The 19,473-nt window shown below is 56.5% G+C and carries 18 protein-coding genes; 5 read left to right on the top strand and 13 right to left on the bottom strand.

Translation table 11 applies throughout. The annotated features are described in order from the left end of the window. Positions 1 to 66 precede the first annotated feature (66 nt). The 4 genes from AC2FHX_RS04735 to acs form a co-directional block, all read right to left on the bottom strand. Positions 67 to 1,851: a sodium:solute symporter family protein gene (locus tag AC2FHX_RS04735; RefSeq protein WP_142634331.1), complete on the bottom strand. Its 1,785-nt coding sequence runs from the start codon at positions 1,849 to 1,851 to the stop codon at positions 67 to 69. A gap of 6 nt (positions 1,852 to 1,857) precedes the next feature. Beyond that, the gene (locus tag AC2FHX_RS04730) at positions 1,858 to 2,142 is read right to left on the bottom strand and encodes a DUF4212 domain-containing protein (RefSeq protein WP_142634329.1); all 285 of its coding nucleotides are present in this window, start codon (positions 2,140 to 2,142) and stop codon (positions 1,858 to 1,860) included. A gap of 184 nt (positions 2,143 to 2,326) precedes the next feature. Next, positions 2,327 to 3,010, bottom strand: coding sequence for an adenylate kinase (locus AC2FHX_RS04725; RefSeq protein WP_142634327.1), 684 nt, complete (start codon positions 3,008 to 3,010; stop codon positions 2,327 to 2,329). Positions 3,011 to 3,017: 7 nt separating this feature from the next. Beyond that, positions 3,018 to 4,982, bottom strand: a complete 1,965-nt coding sequence (gene acs, locus AC2FHX_RS04720; RefSeq protein ID WP_142634325.1) for an acetate--CoA ligase — start codon at positions 4,980 to 4,982, stop codon at positions 3,018 to 3,020. A 428-nt stretch (positions 4,983 to 5,410) separates the two neighbouring features. On the opposite strand from acs, the gene AC2FHX_RS04715 reads away from it, so the two are divergent. From AC2FHX_RS04715 to AC2FHX_RS04705, 3 genes are all read left to right on the top strand, one after another. Further along, positions 5,411 to 6,427: a C4-dicarboxylate TRAP transporter substrate-binding protein gene (locus AC2FHX_RS04715; protein ID WP_496695146.1), complete on the top strand. Its 1,017-nt coding sequence runs from the start codon at positions 5,411 to 5,413 to the stop codon at positions 6,425 to 6,427. Between the two features lie 65 nt (positions 6,428 to 6,492). Continuing rightward, positions 6,493 to 7,122, top strand: coding sequence for a TRAP transporter small permease subunit (locus AC2FHX_RS04710; RefSeq protein WP_142634321.1), 630 nt, complete (start codon positions 6,493 to 6,495; stop codon positions 7,120 to 7,122). Positions 7,123 to 7,125: 3 nt separating this feature from the next. Continuing rightward, a complete protein-coding gene (locus AC2FHX_RS04705; protein ID WP_496700142.1) occupies positions 7,126 to 8,529 on the top strand; it encodes a TRAP transporter large permease in 1,404 nt (467 codons plus the stop codon). A 67-nt stretch (positions 8,530 to 8,596) separates the two neighbouring features. On the opposite strand, the gene ocd is transcribed toward AC2FHX_RS04705, so the two are convergent. From ocd to rocF, 3 genes are read right to left on the bottom strand one after another with little or no spacing between them, the layout of a single operon-like run. Beyond that, positions 8,597 to 9,637 (bottom strand): ornithine cyclodeaminase, encoded by a 1,041-nt coding sequence (gene ocd / locus AC2FHX_RS04700; protein ID WP_142634317.1) that lies wholly within the window; start codon positions 9,635 to 9,637, stop codon positions 8,597 to 8,599. 9 nt (positions 9,638 to 9,646) lie between these two features. Beyond that, positions 9,647 to 10,567 (bottom strand): citrulline utilization hydrolase CtlX, encoded by a 921-nt coding sequence (ctlX, locus tag AC2FHX_RS04695; protein ID WP_496700145.1) that lies wholly within the window; start codon positions 10,565 to 10,567, stop codon positions 9,647 to 9,649. Continuing rightward, positions 10,567 to 11,487 carry an arginase gene (gene rocF / locus AC2FHX_RS04690; protein WP_496700147.1) on the bottom strand — a complete coding sequence of 307 codons (921 nt, stop codon included), beginning with the start codon at positions 11,485 to 11,487 and terminating at the stop codon, positions 10,567 to 10,569. Before rocF ends, ctlX begins: the two co-directional genes overlap by 1 nt. Before the next feature lie 86 nt (positions 11,488 to 11,573). Here rocF and AC2FHX_RS04685 point away from each other — a divergent pair, with 86 nt between their 5' ends. Continuing rightward, on the top strand, positions 11,574 to 12,002 hold the full coding sequence (locus AC2FHX_RS04685; RefSeq protein ID WP_142634311.1) for an Lrp/AsnC family transcriptional regulator: 429 nt from the start codon (positions 11,574 to 11,576) through the stop codon (positions 12,000 to 12,002). A gap of 98 nt (positions 12,003 to 12,100) precedes the next feature. After that, a complete protein-coding gene (gene mprF / locus AC2FHX_RS04680; RefSeq protein ID WP_496700148.1) occupies positions 12,101 to 14,710 on the top strand; it encodes a bifunctional lysylphosphatidylglycerol flippase/synthetase MprF in 2,610 nt (869 codons plus the stop codon). A 3-nt stretch (positions 14,711 to 14,713) separates the two neighbouring features. Here mprF and AC2FHX_RS04675 read toward each other — a convergent pair whose 3' ends face one another. The 6 genes from AC2FHX_RS04675 to AC2FHX_RS04650 all read right to left on the bottom strand — a co-directional run bounded on the left by AC2FHX_RS04675 (position 14,714) and on the right by AC2FHX_RS04650 (position 19,466). Beyond that, positions 14,714 to 16,276, bottom strand: coding sequence for an efflux transporter outer membrane subunit (locus AC2FHX_RS04675; protein WP_496700150.1), 1,563 nt, complete (start codon positions 16,274 to 16,276; stop codon positions 14,714 to 14,716). An 11-nt stretch (positions 16,277 to 16,287) separates the two neighbouring features. Continuing rightward, positions 16,288 to 17,433 carry an HlyD family secretion protein gene (locus AC2FHX_RS04670; RefSeq protein WP_496700152.1) on the bottom strand — a complete coding sequence of 382 codons (1,146 nt, stop codon included), beginning with the start codon at positions 17,431 to 17,433 and terminating at the stop codon, positions 16,288 to 16,290. A gap of 21 nt (positions 17,434 to 17,454) precedes the next feature. Next, positions 17,455 to 17,817, bottom strand: a complete 363-nt coding sequence (locus tag AC2FHX_RS04665; RefSeq protein ID WP_496690695.1) for a DUF3302 domain-containing protein — start codon at positions 17,815 to 17,817, stop codon at positions 17,455 to 17,457. Positions 17,818 to 17,851: 34 nt separating this feature from the next. After that, positions 17,852 to 18,421, bottom strand: coding sequence for a disulfide bond formation protein B (locus tag AC2FHX_RS04660; protein WP_496695158.1), 570 nt, complete (start codon positions 18,419 to 18,421; stop codon positions 17,852 to 17,854). Positions 18,422 to 18,430: 9 nt separating this feature from the next. Beyond that, the gene (locus AC2FHX_RS04655; RefSeq protein ID WP_271946630.1) at positions 18,431 to 18,586 is read right to left on the bottom strand and encodes a DUF5993 family protein; all 156 of its coding nucleotides are present in this window, start codon (positions 18,584 to 18,586) and stop codon (positions 18,431 to 18,433) included. 97 nt (positions 18,587 to 18,683) lie between these two features. Then, on the bottom strand, positions 18,684 to 19,466 hold the full coding sequence (locus AC2FHX_RS04650) for a DeoR/GlpR family DNA-binding transcription regulator (RefSeq protein ID WP_271946633.1): 783 nt from the start codon (positions 19,464 to 19,466) through the stop codon (positions 18,684 to 18,686). Positions 19,467 to 19,473 lie beyond the last annotated feature (7 nt).

The raw sequence follows: 19,473 nt of genomic DNA, 5'->3' as shown, positions 1-19,473 counted from the left end.
GCCGGGCGGGAGTAGTCAGTCGAAAGACACGGCCTTTGGCAAGGTGCTCAGGGGCCGCATCTCTACTCAGTGATCCTGAGCGGCACCCGCGCCACGGGGAATGCGGACGCTTTCGACCAGATCCTTGATCTCTTGCGGGGTTTCTTTGGTCATGCCAGCCACCACATAGGCGACAGTGAAGTTGACCAATGCACCGATCGCACCGAACGAAGTCGACTTGATCGTACCCAACAGAGGATCAGCATCCGTGAACGAGTTGGTATCCGGAATGAACAACCAGCCCTTGTGCAGGAAGATGTAGACCAGGGTCACAGTCAGACCAGCCAGCATACCAGCAACCGCACCGGTGTTGTTGATGCGGGTCGAGAAGATCCCCATCATCAGCGCCGGGAAGATCGAGGCAGCTGCCAGACCAAACGCCAGGGCAACGGTCTGCGCTGCAAAACCCGGAGGGTTCAGGCCCAGATATGTCGCCACAACAATGGCCACGCCCATTGCGATCCGCGCCGACAGAAGTTCGGATTTTTCCGAAATCTGCGGGTTGATCGCGCCTTTGATCAGGTCGTGTGACACCGCGGACGAGATTGCCAGCAACAGGCCCGCAGCGGTCGACAGAGCAGCCGCAAGACCACCGGCAGCGACCAGACCGATCACCCAACCAGGCAGGTTGGCAATCTCGGGGTTGGCCAGAACCAGGATGTCGCGGTTGAACTTGGTCAGCTCGTTTCCGACCCAGCCCTTCTCTTCCGCAAGCGCCTGCATGTCGGCATTCTTGTCGTTATAGTACTGGATCTTGCCGTCGCCGTTCTTGTCTTCCCAGTCCAGCAGGCCGGTTTTCTTCCATGTGGCCATCCAGTCATAACGGGCGTCGTTGTCGATATCTTCGACGGATACGGCGCCACCTTCGATGCCGCCATTTGGCCACATCATGTCACTGATGTTTAGACGGGCCATTGCGCCAACCGCGGGGGCGGTCAGGTACAGCAGTGCGATGAACACCAGCGCCCAACCGGCAGACCAGCGGGCATCAGCGACTTTCGGCACGGTGAAGAAACGCATGATAACGTGCGGCAGACCGGCCGTACCGATCATCAGCGACAGCGTGAACAGCACCATGTTCAGCGTGTCCGAGTGGTGGGCGGTGTATTCGTTAAAGCCCAGCTCGGTCACGATCGCATCCAGCTTGGTCAGCAGCGGTTCACCGCTGGCGGTATCACCAAACAGACCCAGAGCCGGAACCGGATTGCCAGTCAGTTGCAGGGAAATAAAGATGGCTGGGATTGTGTAGGCGGTGATCAGCACGCAGTACTGAGCGACCTGTGTGTAGGTCACGCCCTTCATCCCCCCAAACACCGCGTAGGCGAACACAACGGCTGCACCAATTAACAACCCGGTGGTGTTTGACACTTCAAGGAAGCGGCCAAAAGCTACGCCAACGCCGGTCATCTGGCCGATCACGTAGGTCACAGACGCTACGATCAGACAGATCACCGCAACGATACGCGCGGTCTGGCTGTAAAAGCGGTCGCCGATGAACTCTGACACGGTGAACTTGCCGAACTTACGCAGGTAAGGGGCAAGAAGCAGCGCCAGCAGCACATAACCACCGGTCCAACCCATCAGGAAGGACGAGTTGTCATAGCCGGTAAAGGCGATGAGGCCCGCCATCGAGATGAACGAGGCCGCAGACATCCAATCTGCCGCTGTCGCCATACCGTTGGTGACCGGGTGAACGCCGCGACCGGCGGCGTAGAATTCTGATGTGGACCCAGCACGGGCCCAGATCGCGATGCCTATGTAAAGCGCAAAGGACGCGCCCACAAACAGCAGGTTGATGGTAAACTGGTCCATAGGGCCTTACTCCTCCTCAACGCCGTATTCAGCGTCTAGCTTGTTCATCCGCCAGGCGTAGTTGAAGATCAGCAGCAGAAAGACCAAGATGGATCCCTGTTGCGCGAACCAAAAGCCGAGATCGGTTCCGCCGACGGAAATGCCGGACAGAAGTGGACGCAGCAAAATGCCGAATCCAAACGACACCAGCGCCCAGATCACAAGGCTGATGTAGATAAGACGCAGGTTGGCCTGCCAATAGCCCTTATCGGCTTCGGCAGTCTGCGCGGAGTGTGTTGATTGATCCGCCATCGCGGGTTCCTCCTTCGCTTCCTCTTTGAGCGGCCCGTTGTCCTAACCCTCCAGCGCGCGGGGCCACTTTTCGATATGCTTGATGCCAGGTGGCATCAGGCAAGGCTTCTCTGGTCCGCCAGAGCGGGTCCTTTGAAGTTTTCCTTTAGGAATTCGGCCCTTATTGAGGGCGGGCCATATTCCCCTAGTTCATTGTGTCGCTGACGATCCGTTCCAGATTGCCGGCGATGTCTTCGATATTGCCCATTGCGTTCAGACCTTTCAGAACGCCGTGGTCTTGGTAATAAGTGATCAGCGGCGCGGTCTGCGCGTGATAGGCAGCCAGCCGTGAGGCGACGGTTTCAGCATTATCATCTGCGCGGCGCTTGAACTCGGTCTTGCCGCATTTGTCGCATTTGCCTTCGACTGCGGGCGTTTTGAACCGATCATGGAACCCTTCGCCACATCCGGCACATGTGTAACGGCCGGAAATACGGATCACCATTTCAGCGTCTTCAACCTCAAGACTGATGGCTGCGTTGATCTGCTGACCGGTCTCTGACAGCAGCGCGTCCAGCGCCTGTGCCTGAACCGTGGTGCGGGGGAAGCCGTCCAGAATGACGCCCTTGGCGCAGTCCGGTTCGGCCAGACGATCCCGCAGGATTGCAATTACGATATCGTCACTGACCAGATCACCCGCCTCCATGACAGCTTTGGCGGCTTTTCCGGCTTCGGTTCCTGCGGCAACTGCCGCCCGTAACAGGTCACCCGTGCTGAGTTGGACAAGCCCGAACTTGTCTTCGAGCATACGGGCCTGTGTACCCTTCCCGGCGCCCGGGGGGCCGAGAAGGATCAGTACGGTGGGTGTAGTGATCGTGGCAGCGTCCATCACATCCTCACTTGCTTGCGCGGTTTTCGATCAAGTTGTCGACCACGGACGGATCAGCCAGGGTCGATGTGTCACCGAGCGATCCAAAATCATTCTCGGCGATCTTACGCAGGATACGGCGCATGATCTTGCCCGAGCGGGTTTTTGGCAGGCCAGGAGCCCATTGGATCACATCCGGGCTGGCAATCGGTCCGATCTCGGTCCGAACCCAGGTGCGCAGCTCTTTCACAAGCTCGTCCGAGGGTTCGCGATCATTCATCAAGGTGACATAGCAATAGATGCCTTGCCCTTTGATATCATGGGGATAGCCCACAACCGCGGCCTCGGCCACGGCAGCATGTGCCACCAGAGCGCTTTCAACCTCGGCCGTACCCATGCGGTGCCCCGAGACGTTGATCACATCGTCCACACGTCCGGTGATCCAGTAATCGCCATCCTCGTCCCGGCGGCAGCCGTCACCGGTGAAGTAGTAGCCTTTGTAGTCCGAGAAATAAGTCTTCTCGAACCGTTCATGATCGCCCCAGACCGTACGCATCTGGCCGGGCCAGCTGTCCTTGATGCACAGCACGCCTTCGACGCCGTTGCCGTCGATCTCGACCCCGGATTGCGGGTCCAGAACCACAGGCTGGATGCCAAAGAACGGTTTCATGGCCGAGCCGGGCTTCATCGCGTGGGCACCGGGCAGGGGGGTCATCAAGTGACCACCGGTTTCGGTTTGCCACCAGGTGTCCACGATCGGGCAACGCCCACCGCCGACAACGTCATTGTACCAGTTCCACGCTTCCGGGTTGATCGGCTCACCCACAGTGCCCAGCGTGCGCAGATCGCTCAGATCGCATTTCTCGACCCATTCATTGCCTTGCCCCATCAGGGCGCGCAAAGCGGTAGGGGCCGTGTAGAATTGATTGACCTTGTGCTTTTCACAGACCTGCCAAAAGCGGGATGCATCCGGATAGGTCGGAACACCTTCGAACATCAGCGTGGTCGCGCCATTGGCCAGCGGTCCATAGACGATATAGCTGTGGCCGGTCACCCAGCCGACATCGGCGGTACACCAATAGACGTCGCCTTCATGGTAATCGAAGGTGATCTCATGCGTCATTGCCGCATAGACCAGATATCCGCCGGTCGTGTGCACGACACCCTTCGGCTGACCGGTCGAACCGGAGGTATACAGAATGAACAGAGGGTCTTCGGCGTCCATTTCCGCAGGCGCGCAATAGTCATCCGCCTCGAGCGCCATTTCGTTATAGTCGTAGTCGCGCCCGTCGATCCATGTGGTCTGGCCGTTGGTACGCTTGACAACCAAGCATTTCACCGTGTCCTTGCAGTGCAGCAGGGCCGCGTCGGCGTTTGACTTCAATGGTGTCTTACGGCCGCCGCGAGGGGCCTCATCAGCTGTAATCAGAACCTTGGCGTCGCATCCGTTGACGCGTGCAGCCAGGGCATCGGGGGAAAACCCTGCAAAAACAATAGAGTGGATTGCGCCGATACGTGCGCACGCCAGCATGGCATATGCAGCCTCGGGGATCATCGGAAGATAAATGACCACACGGTCGCCTTTGCGCACGCCCATGGAAACCAGGATATTTGCCATCCGGCAGGTACGGCGGTGCAGTTCGGCATAGGTGATGTGTTGGGCGGGTTCATTCGGGTCATCAGGTTCCCAGATGATCGCAGTCTGATCGCCGCGTGTATTCAGATGACGATCCAGGCAGTTGGCTGAAACGTTCAGAGTGCCATCCGCATACCAGTTGATCCCGACCGAGCCCAAATCATAGCTGACGTCTTTCACTTGGGTATAGGGTTTAATCCAGTCAACGCGTTTGCCCTGTTCGCCCCAGAATGCAACGGGGTCGTTTATAGAAGCCGTGTACATTTCGCCGTATTTCTTGGCATCGACATGCGCACGCGCTGAAATTTCTGCGGATGGCGGATAAACTTTGGCATCTGCCTGAGCAGCGGTTGTCATTCTGAGGTTCCTCCCTCTGGACTTAAATTCACTGGGACAATCTTGCCCGCTGAACAGGCAATGTCGACCTGTTTCCTCCCGATGCAGGATAATACGGAGATCAGAAAACAAAGAAATAAATTACAGAAATAGCAGGGTTTATTTGTTAATAAATTTCAATCCCTTTGAGGGAATTGTAAAGGAAATCGTTAGGTATTAAAAAAACTTATTTAAAACAACAAGATAGATGTTAATCACATTTTCACTGTTTTCAAAGTGCTTGCCCGTGAAATTTACACATTTCATATACACCTTATGATTGTTAGCGCTGGCGGGCGGTTTGCAGATTTTAGTGGGTGGTCTGGCAGGGGTTGGCACATATCGATGTTGGCGCTAGCTTTACGCGCAAGCGACCCAAAAAAGGGGGCGCATCAATGGGAGAATTCACTATGACTAAAATGTTGAGCGGTGCAGCCGTCGCCGCCCTGACTGTTGCATTCGTTACCGAAGCTGCAGCAACAGAATGGAATGCTTCGGTCTGGGGCAAACGCCGGGCCTTTACCGAACATGTCGAGAAACTGGCTGAACTGGTCAGCGAAAAAACCGGTGGCGAATTCACGATCAATGTCAGCTATGGCGGGCTGTCAAAGCCGAAAGAGAATCTGGACGGGATTGAGATCGGTGCATTCGAAATGGCGCAGTTCTGCGCAGGCTATCACCGCGACAAAAATCGGGCGATCACTGTACTTGAACTGCCGTTCCTGGGCGTGAACAATTTGGAAGAAGAGGTGGCCGTCAGCCACGCTGTATATGATCATCCCGCCGTTAAGGATGAGATGGCTCAGTGGAATGCCCGGATCATCATGACGTCGCCAATGCCCCAGTATAATATCGTTGGAACCGGTGATCCGCGCTCAACGCTTGCCGATTTTGACGGCATGCGTGTACGTGCGACTGGCGGGCTGGGCAAGGCGTTTGAGGCCGTTGGCGGTGTTCCAACATCGGTGCCCGCGACCGAGGCGTTTAATGCGATGGAATCCGGTGTTGTTGATACAGTGGCCTTTGCTCAGCACGCACATTTGTCTTTCGGCACTATCAACGAAGCCGACTGGTGGACGGCCAACCTGAACCCCGGCACTGTAAACTGTCCGGTTGTGGTCAATATCGACGCCTACGAAGCGCTGCCTGCGGAACATCGTGAAGCGCTTAACAGTTCTGTCGACGAGGCCATTGCCCATTATCTCGCCAATTACGGCGGTCTGCTGGAGCAGTGGGATGGTGTGTTGACCGAAAAAGGCGTGCAGAAAGTTCAGATCGACGAGGCCGTGCTGGAGGAATTCCGCACCAAGGCTGCTGATCCGATCCGCGAGCAGTGGATCGCTGACATGTCCGCGCAGGGTCTGCCTGCGCAGGATCTATATGATCTTGTTCAACTGACGCTGAAACAACAGCGTGGCGGGAACTGATCACGCGTTCCGGGTACCCAGCGCGGTACCCGGACACTGATTCCAATACAGAGAGGGCCAGCGGAATGGCAGGACAGGCGACGGTGCTTGCGGATGATAGCCGTCTGAGCAGGCTGGACCAGCTGCTGTTAAGGGCCGAGCGTACGCTTGCACTGATCAGCGGAATTGCCGTGTTCGGGTTAATGGTGCTGGCAGTTGTCTCGGTGAGTGGGCGCAACGCCTATAACGCGCCATTGCCGGGCTATGTCGATTGGATCGAGCAAGCCATGCCTTTGATTGCGTTTCTAGGTATCTCTTACGTACAACGCGATGGGGGCCATATCCGGATGGATATTGTCATTTCGCGGCTACACGGACGGGCTTTGTGGCTGTTCGAGTTGATTTCGGTCGTTCTCATCCTGGTGCTCATGTTGGCATTGGTCTGGGGCAGCTGGTCCCATTTCGACAGATCATTCGACTTTGGCGCACCTCTGTGGAGCCGGGACAGCTCGATCGACATTGGCATCCCGCTCTGGCCTGCCAAGTTACTGGCACCTATTGCGTTTTCGGTACTTTGCTTGCGGCTTGTGCTGCAAATCTGGGGTTATGGACGGGCCTTTGTGCTGGGCCTACAAAACCCAGTTGCGGTGCCGATGATACAGGACGCTGCTGCGCAGGCTGCCGCTGAAGCCGAACAATTCGAAGGGCAGGACTAGTAAATGGACTCGATTGAGATTGGCCTTTGGGTCACCAGTGGTCTGCTGGTTCTGGTTATCACCGGAATGCGTGTGGCTTTTGCCGCGGCTTTGGCGGGGCTGATCGGTCTGGTTTGGATATTCTGGGCCAAATTCGGATATGATCCTGACCGATTTGGCAAGGCGCTGACCGTTGCGGTAAAAACCGCAGGGCAAGTGCCGCATTCCAAGGTTGCAGCCCATACGCTCAGCCTGATCCCGACCTTTATCCTGATCGGTTACCTTGCCTACTACGCAGGCCTGACGCGCGCGCTGTTCGAGGCAGCCAAGCGCTGGGTGGCCTGGGTTCCGGGTGGGCTTGCGGTCGCAACCGTGTTCGCCACCGCTGGGTTTGCTGCAGTCTCGGGGGCATCGGTCGCGACATCTGCGGTATTTGCCCGGATCGCGATCCCGGAAATGCTGAAGGTAGGGTACAACAAACAATTTGCGGCGGGCGTAGTCGCTGCAGGTGGCACTTTGGCCTCACTGATCCCACCTTCTGCGATCCTTGTGATTTATGCGATCATCGTAGAGCAGGATGTGGGCAAGCTGTTGCTCGCCGGGTTCATACCGGGGGCCTTTTCGGCGGTTATTTACGGGTTGCTGATCGTCGGTATCGCGGTGGTGTTCAAGAATGTCGGCCCACCGGTCACTGGCTTTACCTGGAAACAGCGTTTTGCTTCTTTGCCTGGCGCTCTGCCGATTGTGGCGGTGATCCTGATCATCATCTGCTTCGTCTATAACCCGTTTGGTGAAAAAGCCTGGGGCACGCCAACCGAAGGCGGGGCAATCGGTGCCTTTATCGTGTTCTGCTTCGCGCTGTTCCACGGCATGAGATGGGCAGAGTTGAAATCCGCACTGCTTGAGACCGCCAAACTGACCGCGATGATCTTTTCGATCATCTGGGGCGTGCTGATCTATGTCAGGTTCCTGGGTTTCGCCGATTTGCCAAGCGCGTTTTCCGACTGGATCACGTCGCTGACAATGTCACCCATGCTGATCCTGATCTGCATCCTGCTGGCCTATGCGGTGCTCGGCATGTTCATGGATGCCATCGGGATGCTGCTGCTGACTTTGCCGGTTGTCTACCCGGCAGTTATGGCGCTGAACGGGGGCGAGGCCGTCACCGCTGCGGAAAGTACGTTTGGGATGTCCGGGCCGATGTGCGCCATCTGGTTTGGTATTTTGGTGGTGAAAATGGCCGAGTTCTGCCTGATCACGCCACCGATCGGTTTGAATTGCTTTGTCGTTGCCGGCGTCCGCCCTGATCTGAGCGTTCAGGACGTGTTCAAGGGCGTGACGCCGTTTTTCATCGCCGACGCCGTGACGATTGCGCTGCTGGTCGCCTTTCCGGACATCGTTCTGTACCTGCCTTCGCTGGCCGGGTAATTGGCATCTGACGAAGTCAATCTTTGGTGATACCTGCCCCCGGCTGGCGCGTGGGGGCAGGGTATCTCTATTTCGCGCGCATCAGCATTCCGTACAGATCGCGCGGGTCGTCAGGGTCTGCCAGCATGTCCAGGGGTTCGTAGTAATCTGTGCCCCGGACTGCGGACTGGATGTAGCGCAGGGCTGAAAAATCCTCGATCGCGAAACCTACGCTGTCAAACAACGTGATCTGACGATCATCTTTGCGACCCTCGGCCTGTCCCGTCATGACCTGCCACAACTCGGTGACGGGATGATCGTCTTCCAGGGCCTGAATCTCGCCCTCAATACGGGTTTGCTCCGGGTATTCGACGAATATTTCAGAGCGTAGCAGGATATCCCTGTGCAGTTCGGTTTTGCCGGGACAGTCGCCGCCGATCGCGTTGATGTGGACGCCTGGGCCGACCAAGTTATCGGTCAGGATCGTGGCATTTTTCTTGTCCGCCGTGCAGGTCGTGATGATATGCGCGCCTTCGATGGCGTCCTCAGGGGATTTGCATTTCACGACCGAGAGGCCAGAGCCCGCCAAGTTGGCCGCACATTTTTCGGTAGCAGCCGCGTCGGTATCGTACAAGCGAACAGTATCAATCCCGCACATGGCCTTGAAGGCGAGGCACTGAAATTCGGATTGCGCGCCATTCCCGATCATTGCCATGGTCGAGGCCGATTTGGGCGCAAGATAGCTGCCGACCAGAGCAGAGGTTGCTGCGGTGCGCAATGCAGTCAGCATGGTCATTTCGGTCAGCAGGGTCGGATAGCCTGTGTAGACGTCTGCCAGCAATCCAAATGCGGTAACGGTCTGTAGGCCCTCGGAGGTGTTCTTGGGGTGGCCGTTGACGTATTTAAACCCATAGGCCTCACCGTCTGAGGTTGGCATCAGTTCAATAACCCCATGCGGCGAGTGGGCAGGGATGCGGGGTGTTTTGTCAAAGCTTTCCCACCGTTTGAAATCAGCTTCGATTTGCGCCGCAATATCGGTGATCATACGTTCGACGCCGATGTGGTGGACCAGTCTCATCATATTGTCGACAGACACAAACGGCACCAGGGCCTTTTCAGATGGTTGCATTAGGGGCTCCTATCGACGGGACAGGTGGATGCCCGCAATCATGCAGCGCACGGATCCACCGGCAGTTTCAATGGTGGGAATCGAAAGCGGCAGAGGTGTCGCGCTGGCTTCGATTGTAACGATTTGTTCCGGGGTCAGGGCGGCAAGTGCCCGGCTGGACAGCGCCAGCACGGGACCATTCTGGCCGCTCAGTTCGATGGCGTTGCCAGCAAATTCAGCGATCTGATCATGCGTCAGGTCAATGACCGTGCGACCGGATTCTTCCAGCCTGGCTTTCACTGTCGCGCGGCGTTCGGGGTCCGCGATCATATCAAGACAGATCAGCGCGTATTTGGAGCCGATGCCCATCAGAACATTCGTGTGATAGACATCACGTCCTGCGGCATCATGCGCCTCGAATGCGATGGGCTCATAGTTGAAATGGGTGCAGAAACGCTCCAACAGAACGGGGGCGGCGCGGTTGGATTTGACCGTGTAGGCCACGCGGCCAATGTGGTCCAGAACCATCGCTCCGGTGCCTTCCAGCGCCAGTCTGTCCTGTTCAAGCCCGGAATAATCGATCACGTCCTGAACACGATACTCCTGTTTCAACATTTCTATGACGTCGGCGCGACGTTCGCGCCTGCGCGACGGCACAAACATCGGATAGATAGCCACATGCCCGCCGGGATGGGTCGAGAACCAGTTGTTCGGAAATACGCTGTCTGGTGTGTCGAGGTCTCCGAAATCGTCGAAGACATGAACCTTAACACCCGCATCGCGCAGCAGCGCCACCGCCTGATCATGTTCATCGCGTGCTTGGACAGACGTGGCCGCTGCCGAGCGGTTGGCCAAGGTCTGGAACGCATTGTCGTCGCGTGTCTCGGGGTTCGAAGCAAACGCATGGGGCCGGATCATCACAACGGCTGGTGGGGCTTGTAGAGATTGCATCAGAAGCTCCGGGTGGGGCGGTCAAAGATGCGGCGGCCCAGCAATGAGGCGGCCAGATCGACCATCAACTTTGCAGTGCGGCCGCGTTCGTCCAGAAACGGGTTCAATTCTACCAGATCCAGCGAGCAGACAAGACCGCTTTCGTGTAGCAGTTCCATCACTAGATGGGCCTCGCGTTCGGTCGCGCCACCTGGAACTGTTGTGCCAACTGCAGGAGCAATGGACGGATCAAGGAAATCCACATCCAGCGAAACATGAAGGATGCCATCCGCTGCCCGGACCCGCTCCAGAAAGGCCATCAGCGGTGCTTTGATGCCGTTTTCGTCGATGCTTCGCATATCGGCCAGCATTGCGCGATCCTGTTCCAGCCGAGCCCGTTCGGCTGGGTCGACCGAGCGCAGACCGATCATGCCGACCCGGTCGGTCGGAACTGGCGATGAAACCGGTGGGAAGTCGTCAAATCCGGGCTGTCCGGTGAAATAGGCTACGGGTGTCCCGTGCAGGTTGCCGCTATCGGTGCTCTCGGGTGTGTGGAAATCGCTATGCGCGTCCAGCCAGAGAACGAACAGTGGGCGTTCGATCCGCTCGGCGTGCTGTGCCATGCCCAAAACCGTGCCCATCGAAAGCGCATGATCGCCGCCCATGAAAATTGGCAGGCCTTGTGGGGCGACATCCTGCGCAACACGGCTGAGAGCTTTGGTCCAACCGACACACTCGGGCAGGGCGAAGAGATGCGAATGTTCGGACATATCCGGAATGTCAGGTGTGATATCGCCGAGATCCCATAGGTGAAGACCGAGATCGGAAAGAGCTGATTGAAGCCCCGCAACCCGATAGGCATCGGGGCCCATCCGGCAGCCCTGTCGACGCTTGCCCGAATCCATCGGGGCGCCAACCAGAATTACGTTGTTTGTATCCATATGTACTACTACTCCGGCAATGTGGCTTGCGGATAGGGATCAAAATGCTCAAAATGGAACCGCAAGTGACATAACGGAAGTACTGAATGGACGATTTGGATGGCAAGCTTCTCAGCGCTCTGCACCGGGATGCCCGTGCTTCACTCTCGGAACTGGCTGAAACACTGGGGGTCACACGCACAACAGTGCGCAGCCGTCTGCAACGTTTGAAGCAATCCGGCGAGATTGTGGGCTTTACGGTTCTGACACGGCAGGATGTGGCGCAAAGCCCGGTCAGAGGGTTGATGATGCTGGAAATCGAAGGGCGCGGCACCGAGCGCACCATGGCCCAAATTGCTGCCATGCCGCAGGTGCGGGCTGTCCATTCGACAAATGGCGGTTGGGACTTGATTGCCGAGATTGGAACCGAAACCCTGGCCGAACTGGATGAAATCCTGTTTCGCATCCGCAGGATCGAGGGGATTACGCGATCTGAAACCAACTTGCTTCTTTCTACTCGGAAAGGCCGCGTCTGATTGCTGTAGTGCTTTGAGCAGCAAGGAATATGTGTAAAAGTTGCGATGCGTTCGCCACCTGCGCAAAGGCAGCTGCGAACCTGAAACAGGGAAATCACATGACTGATCAGGATACAGGCAAAGAACTCTGGGCCATCCGACTTGCCGAAAGAGTATCCGGTTTTCTGGAACGACCCCTGGTCAGAATCACCATTCCCGTAATCGTCATGCTGGTCGCCCTGACCGTGCTGCATGAACTGTCTGCACATGTGAAATGGTCATCCGTTCAGACGGATGTGGCGAACACCTCTTGGACACTGTTGTTCATCGCCTTGTGCTGGACCGCTTTTAGCTTTGTATCCCTGTCTTTATACGACGTCTTTGCAGTCCAGAGCGTTGCCGACGGTGAGGTCCCTTTGCCGGTTGCGGGCATGGCCGGGGCCTGTGGTTATGCGGTGTCAAACTGCCTTGGGTTTTCCTACATCACGGGCACGGCGATCAGGTACAGGATCTATGCGTCTCTAGGGTTGGATCTAGGGCGCGTCGCCGGGGTCATTGCGACCTCGTGGATCGCTTTCTGGTCTGGCATGACCTTGCTGTTGGGGGCTTTGCTGACCTTTCATCCCGACGGGATATCGAAGGTTTTGCCAATCAGCGATACGGTCGAGATGGTCATAGGATTGGGCCTTTTGATCGCTCTGGCAACGCTGTTCATCTGGCTGTCGAAAGGCGGGCGCAGGCTGGCCTATGGCGGGGTTGGATTTAACCTTCCCGGCGGCAAACTGGCCGGGTTGCTGACGCTGGCGGCCTTGGGCGATGTTTTTGGTGCGTCGATGGTTCTGTATGTGCTGCTGCCGACAGACCTTGGGATCGGCTACCCCTATTTCTTCACCATCTTTATTGGCGCGATTGCGGTCGGTATCCTCAGCCATGCGCCGGGTGGAATTGGCGCCTTCGAGGCGACTATGATCGCGGGACTTGGCGCGTCAGGCCGGTCGGATGTCATTGCCGCGCTGTTGCTGTATCGCCTTGTTTATACGTTTCTTCCCTTCCTCATCGCCACGCTTTCAATCGCTGTGGCATCAGCGCTGAGCCACCGGCGACATATTACTGGTGCAGCCACTTGGGTTTATCGAGTGATCCGTCCGATCGTGCCCATGGTGGCTGCAGGCGTGGCCGCAGTGGCCGGTGTGATACTTCTGGTCTCCGGCGCGTTGCCTGCAAGCAGCGGTAACCTGGGTGTGCTGCGGGATTTCCTGCCCCTGTCCTTTGTCGAAGCGTCCCACCTGGCCGGAAGTGCGGTAGGGGTCTTGCTGATCCTTGTGTCACGGGGGCTGTTTCGCAAGCTTTACCGGGCTTGGGTTGTGGCCATGCTGTTGATGCTGGCCGGTTTTGTCGCTTCGCTGACCAAAGGGCTGGATACGCACGAAGCGCTCAGCATGGTGGGTAGCATCGTTCTGCTGGCCATGTTCCGGGATGCGTTCTATCGGGTTAGCGGCGCGTCGATCTTCAGGTTGAACATACCTTGGCTGGTCAGCGTTCTTGCATTGCTTGCCGTGATCTTTTGGGTGGGTCTGTTTGCTTATTCCCATGTCGAATATCAAAATGCCCTGTGGTGGGAGTTTGCCTGGAACGGCGACGCTTCGCGGTTCCTACGATCCAGCCTTGTGGTTGCGGTCATCCTTGGGGTGGTTGCCGTTAGCTCACTGTTCGGGCGCGAGATTCCTGTTCCAGTCCGCACAGAAATCCCCGAAGTAGTCGAACGTCTGGTAATGGAAAGCGAAGACACAGAATCCCAGATTTCTTTGACCGGGGACAAGCAGTTCCTGATCGCGCCGGATGAAACCGCTTTTCTGGCTTATGCCGATACCGGCAACGCACTGGTCACCAAAGGTGAACCAGTAGGGGATGAAACCGCCGGTAAACAGCTGATATGGCAGCTGCGCGAGATGGCGGACCGTGAGGGTAAACTTTGTGCCTTCTACAGCGTTTCCACCAAATACCTGCCGACCTTTCTAGACCTTGGCCTGTCGATCCTGAAAATTGGCGAAGTAGCGCGGGTGCCGCTGAAAGATTTCTCGCTGGACGGAAAATCCCGCAAGCGGTTCCGTCAGGCCAAGAACCGGGCCGAGCGTGAAGGGTATGTTTTCGAGATTATCCCAAAACAGGAACTAACCCTGATCCTGCCCGAGTTGCGCAAGATTTCGGATGACTGGCTGGCGCAAAAGGCTGGGGCCGAGAAAGGTTTTGCGCTTGGCGGATTTGATGAAACCTATCTGTCCTATTTCGACCACGCGGTGCTGCGGAATGGCGAAACGGGTGAGATCGTCGCCTTTGCCAACCTGTTTCAAGGTGAGCATAAATCAGAATTGTCGCTGGATCTGATGCGGTATGAACCAGATAGCCCAAGTTTTGTTATGGACGCGCTTTTTGCCGAGATGATGTCATGGGGGGCCGAGCAGGGGTTCCACTGGTTCTCGCTGGGGGCGGCACCGTTTTCCGGGATCGAAAACCGGCAACTGGCATCGCTGTGGAACCGCATTGGCGGCTTTGTCTATGAACATGGCGAACAGTTTTATCACTTCGAGGGGCTGCGCTCGTTCAAGCAGAAATTCGAACCAGAATGGAGCCCGAACTATTTGGCCAGCCCCGGAGGACTGGCCGCGCCGCGTATTCTCTACGAGGTCAACATTCTGATTTCGGGCGGCTTGCGCGGTCTGACGAAATAGCGCTCAGTTCAGGCTGGCTTGGGTCGGAGCCTGTTGCAGCAGGTCTCCCCAATCGGTGCGATAGGCCATTTCGGCCAGCACAGTTTCCGGCAGGAACTCCTGATTTTGCCGGATTTGCCAACCACCGCCTAAACCTTTGTAGACTGCAACCAGATTGCTCGAGACCTGCTGGCGGGCTTCGATCAGGTTGGCCTGTGATCGCAGCAATGCGGTTTGCGTGTTCAGAACGCGGGAATAACTGGCGATGCCATCCCGATATTGGTTCACCGCGATCTCGGCAGCTTTGCGCGATGCGGTGACGCTGTTTTGGTAGAATGTCACCTGTTTGCGTGATTGCGTATAGGCGACCATAGCACTTTCGACCTCGGAATAGGCGGTCAGGACGGTGTTTTGATAGTTCGCAATCAAGGCCTGATAAGCTGCGTCCTGGGCGCGGACATTATTCTTGATCCGCCCATAATTCAGCACATTCCAGACCACTCCGGCACTGGCCAGCCCAGTATTGCTGGCGGATGAAAACAGGTCCTGACTGCCCGAGGCCTGCAGGCCGATCGAACCGGACAGGATGAACTGGGGATACAGGTCAGCAATCGCGATCCCAACTTGCGCAGACTGTGTGGCAGCAGCCAGTTCTGCGGCGCGTACATCCGGGCGTCGGCGCAGCAATTCCGCTGGTACTCCAACGGCGACGTTGGATCGGGCCGAAGGGATACGACCGGAATTACCCAGCAACCCGGCCATGCGCGAGGGTGTTGTTCCCAGTAAAACAGCCAAAGCATTCTTGGTCTGTTGAAGATCGCTTTCAATTTCCGGCACCAGCGCCATGGTATTGTTCAGCAGGGCGGTGGCCTCTTGCACATCCAATTCAGTGGTGACGCCGTTGTTGAAACGCAGTTGCGTCAGATCAACCGATTCCTGTTGCAGCTTGATATTCTCTCGTGCCACGAACAGAGTTTCTTGCAGCGCGCGGAAGCTTACATATAACGCTGCTACATCGCCGGTCAGCGTGACCAAAGCGTCATCGTAATTAGCGACCTGAAGTGCCAGATTGGATCGTGCGGCCTGCACACCCCGGCGTTGCTGCCCCCACACATCCAGTTCCCATTGGGCGTCGAAGCCAACCTGCGAGGTCGAGAATTCGGTATCCAGGGGGATGATCCGATTGATATCGGAAATCGGCCCGATATTATCGCTGATCTGGCGCCGCTCGATCGAACCTCCGATGGCCTGCGATTGGGGGTAAAGCTCACCAAAGGCAATCCCAAGCTGTGCGCGGGCCTGTAGTACGCGCGCACCGGCCACCTGTAGCGCCAGGTTCTGGGCATAGGCTTCGGCGATCAACCGGTTCAAAGTGGCGTCGTTGAACGTCTCCCACCACTTCACCACCGGTGCGCTGCGCGAGGTCAGGCCGCTGGCGCCAGCCGACGGGTTGTTCACCTCGATCCATTCCTTCACGACCGGAGAGTTCGGCCTCACAAAATCAGGACCGACAGGTGCGCAGCCCGCCAGCAGAGCGGCACACAGGGCTGTGCCCATCAAACTGCGGTTTAGCCTGGCCCGTGTCATACAGCGTGTCCTTAAATGTCCAGTGGTCGGATGAAGTTTGCGAAGGAATAGAGGCGGATATTGATGCGCCGCAGGAACTCAAAGCTTTTGCCCTGGCCGGTATAGATTGCCACCGCGGCGTGTCCACCGGCGGGAAAGACGTGGCCATCTGGAATATCGACCGAAATCTGCACGGCAATATGTCCAGGAATTTTTGGCAGTTCAAATCCGGGCAGGCGGCCTGATGGCAGATATTGACCCTGGCGGGTTGCCCACCAGATTGCCTCGACTTTGCCGGTCAGGATTTCTCCGGGATATAAGTCCAGCGCGACCTCAACCTGTTGCCCGGGTTTCACAAATTTCAGGTTCTGCTGCCGGTAAGTGGCAAGAATATAGGGGTTTTCCTTGGTCACAAAGCTGGCGATTGCGCCCAATCGGATATCACCGACAACCAGACCCGGGCGTGCCTGTTGTGAAACGATCATACCATCTTCGGGCGCGTAGATCGTAGTATTGTCCAGAAAGTACCGGGCCTTTTCCAACTGAGCCTGAGCTTGAACGATTCCGGTATTGACCCCGTCGATCTGCGAATCCAGCGCCAGCTTTGCCTTTTCCAGATTGGCTTCGGCCTCTTTTATCTTGGCCTGATCTTCCGTGACCTGCTCGTTCCAGCGATCCAGCTCATCCTCGCGGGCACCACCCGCAGGGACAAGGTTTTCATACCGTGCTTGCTGGGTCAGCGCATATGCCAGTTGCGCGTTGGCTCGCTCGACGGCTTCACCCGCGACGATCACATCCTGTTCCAGAATTTTGGCGTTCTGCTGGGCTGCAACCAACTGTGCGGATGCCTCTTGGAATTCAAGCGCAAAGACGGTGTCGTCGAACCGATACAGCGGATCCCCTTTCTTCACCTCTGTATTCGGCTCGACCAGAACCTCGGAAAGGATGGTTGGTTCAGTCAGGCGCGGTACGATCTGTATGGTTGAGCGGACCACGTGGCTGTCGATCGAAAATGGCTGGAAGAACCGCAGCGCAACCATAAAGATCAATAACAGATGAGCACCCACCCAGAAGGAAACGATGCCCCAGGCGATACTGAACTTAAGCCATTGCAGTTTGAAGAAGATCAGCCAGACAAAAATGATGTAGAAAAGCGTAATGCCAAGAGCGACAAACATATTGTGGGACTTCCTTTAGCCTTAGCTTTTTTGTGTTTCGTCCGGGTCCAGCGGATCGCGATATTCTTCAGTCAGTTCACCGCCCAACCGTTTGATATCCTTGCGTATCGCATCGCGTTCATCGTCGGGCAAACGGCGGATATCGACTGTGGCTGCATCGTGGAAAGCCCACATAAAGGCGTGAATCCAGGGAACGACGGCCAGAAACCCCATCCAGCCCATGATCTTGACTGCCTCGGCATGGGGATGGTTGCGTTTGATTGCGATGCGGCCGGGCAGTCCCATTATGAACAGAAACAGCGCCATTACAGCGGCCAGCAGCAGTATAAGTGCGATAAATGTCAGATAGTCATAATAGCCTAGCGGCTGCCCCAGTAGTCCCATTCCGATGCCTCCATGAGGGAAGGTTTATCCATCCTCAGTTGTTGGTGTCCAGTTCGTCAATCAATTTATAGCTTGTCGGCGGGTCAGCGCAGATACCTGGGCCACATTCCAACAAGGTTGACCCCGCATTCAGTGCGGCCAGCCCTAGCATCACAAAGAACGCGGTTTTGGCCAGCGTATTGCCCCCGAACCGTGGTTGATCGACGGTTGTGTCCTGATATTGGCGGTCGAAAAGCAGCAAGATTGCCGTGCCCAGCAGGATCAGAAAAAAGCAGATCGCGGCCCATGTGTAGTAGTGATACCCAAAAACAGGCGAACCATAGTGGCCGGTACCCGGTACGATATGCAGCAAGATCTGGCGAACGGAAACGCTGATCCCAAACAGTGCCGCAAGCAACATCAACGCATAATGCTGCGGCCGGGCTCCGTATAGCAGGTTCAGGCCCAAACCAACGCCCACCGCTACGAACCCGACCCGTTGCAATAAGCAAAGCGGGCAGGGCAGTTCGTTCAGCGCCAGCTGGTATCCGAAGGCCAGTACAAGAACGAGGCTGACCGCCAGGGTTCCCAACGCGTTCAGGGTGCGGGAAAGCTCGGGTGTCATTGTGGCCTCCTACAGCTGAATGGTCAGTTGGCTGGTGGCATGAAACTTCAGCCAATAAACACTTAGGGCCATGGTAATGAAGAACACAACATTGGCCGCTTTGGTTTTTCTATAATAATTCAGCCCCATAGTGGCTGTGAGTAACGCAAATAAAAGCGCGATCATGGCCCGGATCTCCCCCTTGCCGTGCACTGATTGCAATATGTTGTGATACTGTCAGGGCCGGTCGCCTATGACAAGAACCACGTTTGGAATTACGCGTTTAATGCGAATCTCCAGTGGTTCGGCCGCTGTATACGACCCGCGTTCCCCATTCCTTACATTTACGTGCAAGCCCACTTGGAAGAGGTTGATCTGTAAAGAAAACGTCAACTTCGGACATCGAGGCAATACGGGCAGGGGCCGAGCGCTGAAATTTCGAATGATCGGCAACCAGAAAGCTGTGTCTGGCCTGTGCAATGATAGTCTGGCTGACACGGACTTCTTGGAAATCGAAATCCAGAAGATCACCATCGGCGTCCAGTGCGGAACACCCGATTACCGCATAATCGAACTTGAATTGTTCAATCGTTGAATTGGTCAGGTTGCCGATCAGACCACCGTCCGACCGGCGCAGAACACCACCGGCGACGACGATCTGGCAGTTCGTGTTTTCCACCAGGATACGCGCGACATTCATGTTATTTGTCACCACCATAAGATCTTTGTGGTTTAGCAACTGATGCGCGACAGCCTCGGTCGATGTACCGATGTTCAAAAAAAGCGATGCACCATCCGGTATGTTGGCAGCGCAAACCTGTGCGATACGGGTCTTGATTTCAGCATTCAGGGCGCGCCGGTCCTCGTAACCGATATTCGAAACGCCGGATCGCAGGACCGCGCCGCCATGAACCCGGTCCAGCTTGCCCAGTTCCGCAAGCTCGGAAAGATCACGCCGGATCGTTTGGACCGTGACACCAAACTGCAACGCCAGATCCTCGACCATGACGCGACCATTCTGCTTGGCGATTTCTATGATGTCTGACTGGCGGAACGAAAGAGACAAGGGAAGC

The sequence above is a fragment of the Ruegeria sp. CDSC042 genome, from assembly GCF_059610745.1.
This window is presented reverse-complemented; position numbering and strand designations above follow the sequence as displayed.

Excerpts from the sequence above, each read along its gene's own strand:
- ctlX (WP_496700145.1), bottom strand. The coding sequence starts at position 10,567 with ATGCAATCTCTACAAGCCCCACCAGCCGTTGTGATGATCCGGCCCCAT.
- AC2FHX_RS04655 (WP_271946630.1), bottom strand. The coding sequence starts at position 18,586 with ATGATCGCGCTTTTATTTGCGTTACTCACAGCCACTATGGGGCTGAAT.
- AC2FHX_RS04735 (WP_142634331.1), bottom strand. The coding sequence starts at position 1,851 with ATGGACCAGTTTACCATCAACCTGCTGTTTGTGGGCGCGTCCTTTGCG.
- mprF (WP_496700148.1), top strand. The coding sequence starts at position 12,101 with ATGACTGATCAGGATACAGGCAAAGAACTCTGGGCCATCCGACTTGCC.
- AC2FHX_RS04660 (WP_496695158.1), bottom strand. The coding sequence starts at position 18,421 with ATGACACCCGAGCTTTCCCGCACCCTGAACGCGTTGGGAACCCTGGCG.
- rocF (WP_496700147.1), bottom strand. The coding sequence starts at position 11,487 with ATGGATACAAACAACGTAATTCTGGTTGGCGCCCCGATGGATTCGGGC.
- ocd (WP_142634317.1), bottom strand. The coding sequence starts at position 9,637 with ATGCAACCATCTGAAAAGGCCCTGGTGCCGTTTGTGTCTGTCGACAAT.
- AC2FHX_RS04715 (WP_496695146.1), top strand. The coding sequence starts at position 5,411 with ATGACTAAAATGTTGAGCGGTGCAGCCGTCGCCGCCCTGACTGTTGCA.
- AC2FHX_RS04725 (WP_142634327.1), bottom strand. The coding sequence starts at position 3,010 with ATGGACGCTGCCACGATCACTACACCCACCGTACTGATCCTTCTCGGC.
- AC2FHX_RS04670 (WP_496700152.1), bottom strand. The coding sequence starts at position 17,433 with ATGTTTGTCGCTCTTGGCATTACGCTTTTCTACATCATTTTTGTCTGG.
- AC2FHX_RS04685 (WP_142634311.1), top strand. The coding sequence starts at position 11,574 with ATGGACGATTTGGATGGCAAGCTTCTCAGCGCTCTGCACCGGGATGCC.
- AC2FHX_RS04705 (WP_496700142.1), top strand. The coding sequence starts at position 7,126 with ATGGACTCGATTGAGATTGGCCTTTGGGTCACCAGTGGTCTGCTGGTT.
- AC2FHX_RS04675 (WP_496700150.1), bottom strand. The coding sequence starts at position 16,276 with ATGACACGGGCCAGGCTAAACCGCAGTTTGATGGGCACAGCCCTGTGT.
- AC2FHX_RS04710 (WP_142634321.1), top strand. The coding sequence starts at position 6,493 with ATGGCAGGACAGGCGACGGTGCTTGCGGATGATAGCCGTCTGAGCAGG.
- AC2FHX_RS04665 (WP_496690695.1), bottom strand. The coding sequence starts at position 17,817 with ATGGGACTACTGGGGCAGCCGCTAGGCTATTATGACTATCTGACATTT.
- AC2FHX_RS04730 (WP_142634329.1), bottom strand. The coding sequence starts at position 2,142 with ATGGCGGATCAATCAACACACTCCGCGCAGACTGCCGAAGCCGATAAG.
- acs (WP_142634325.1), bottom strand. The coding sequence starts at position 4,982 with ATGACAACCGCTGCTCAGGCAGATGCCAAAGTTTATCCGCCATCCGCA.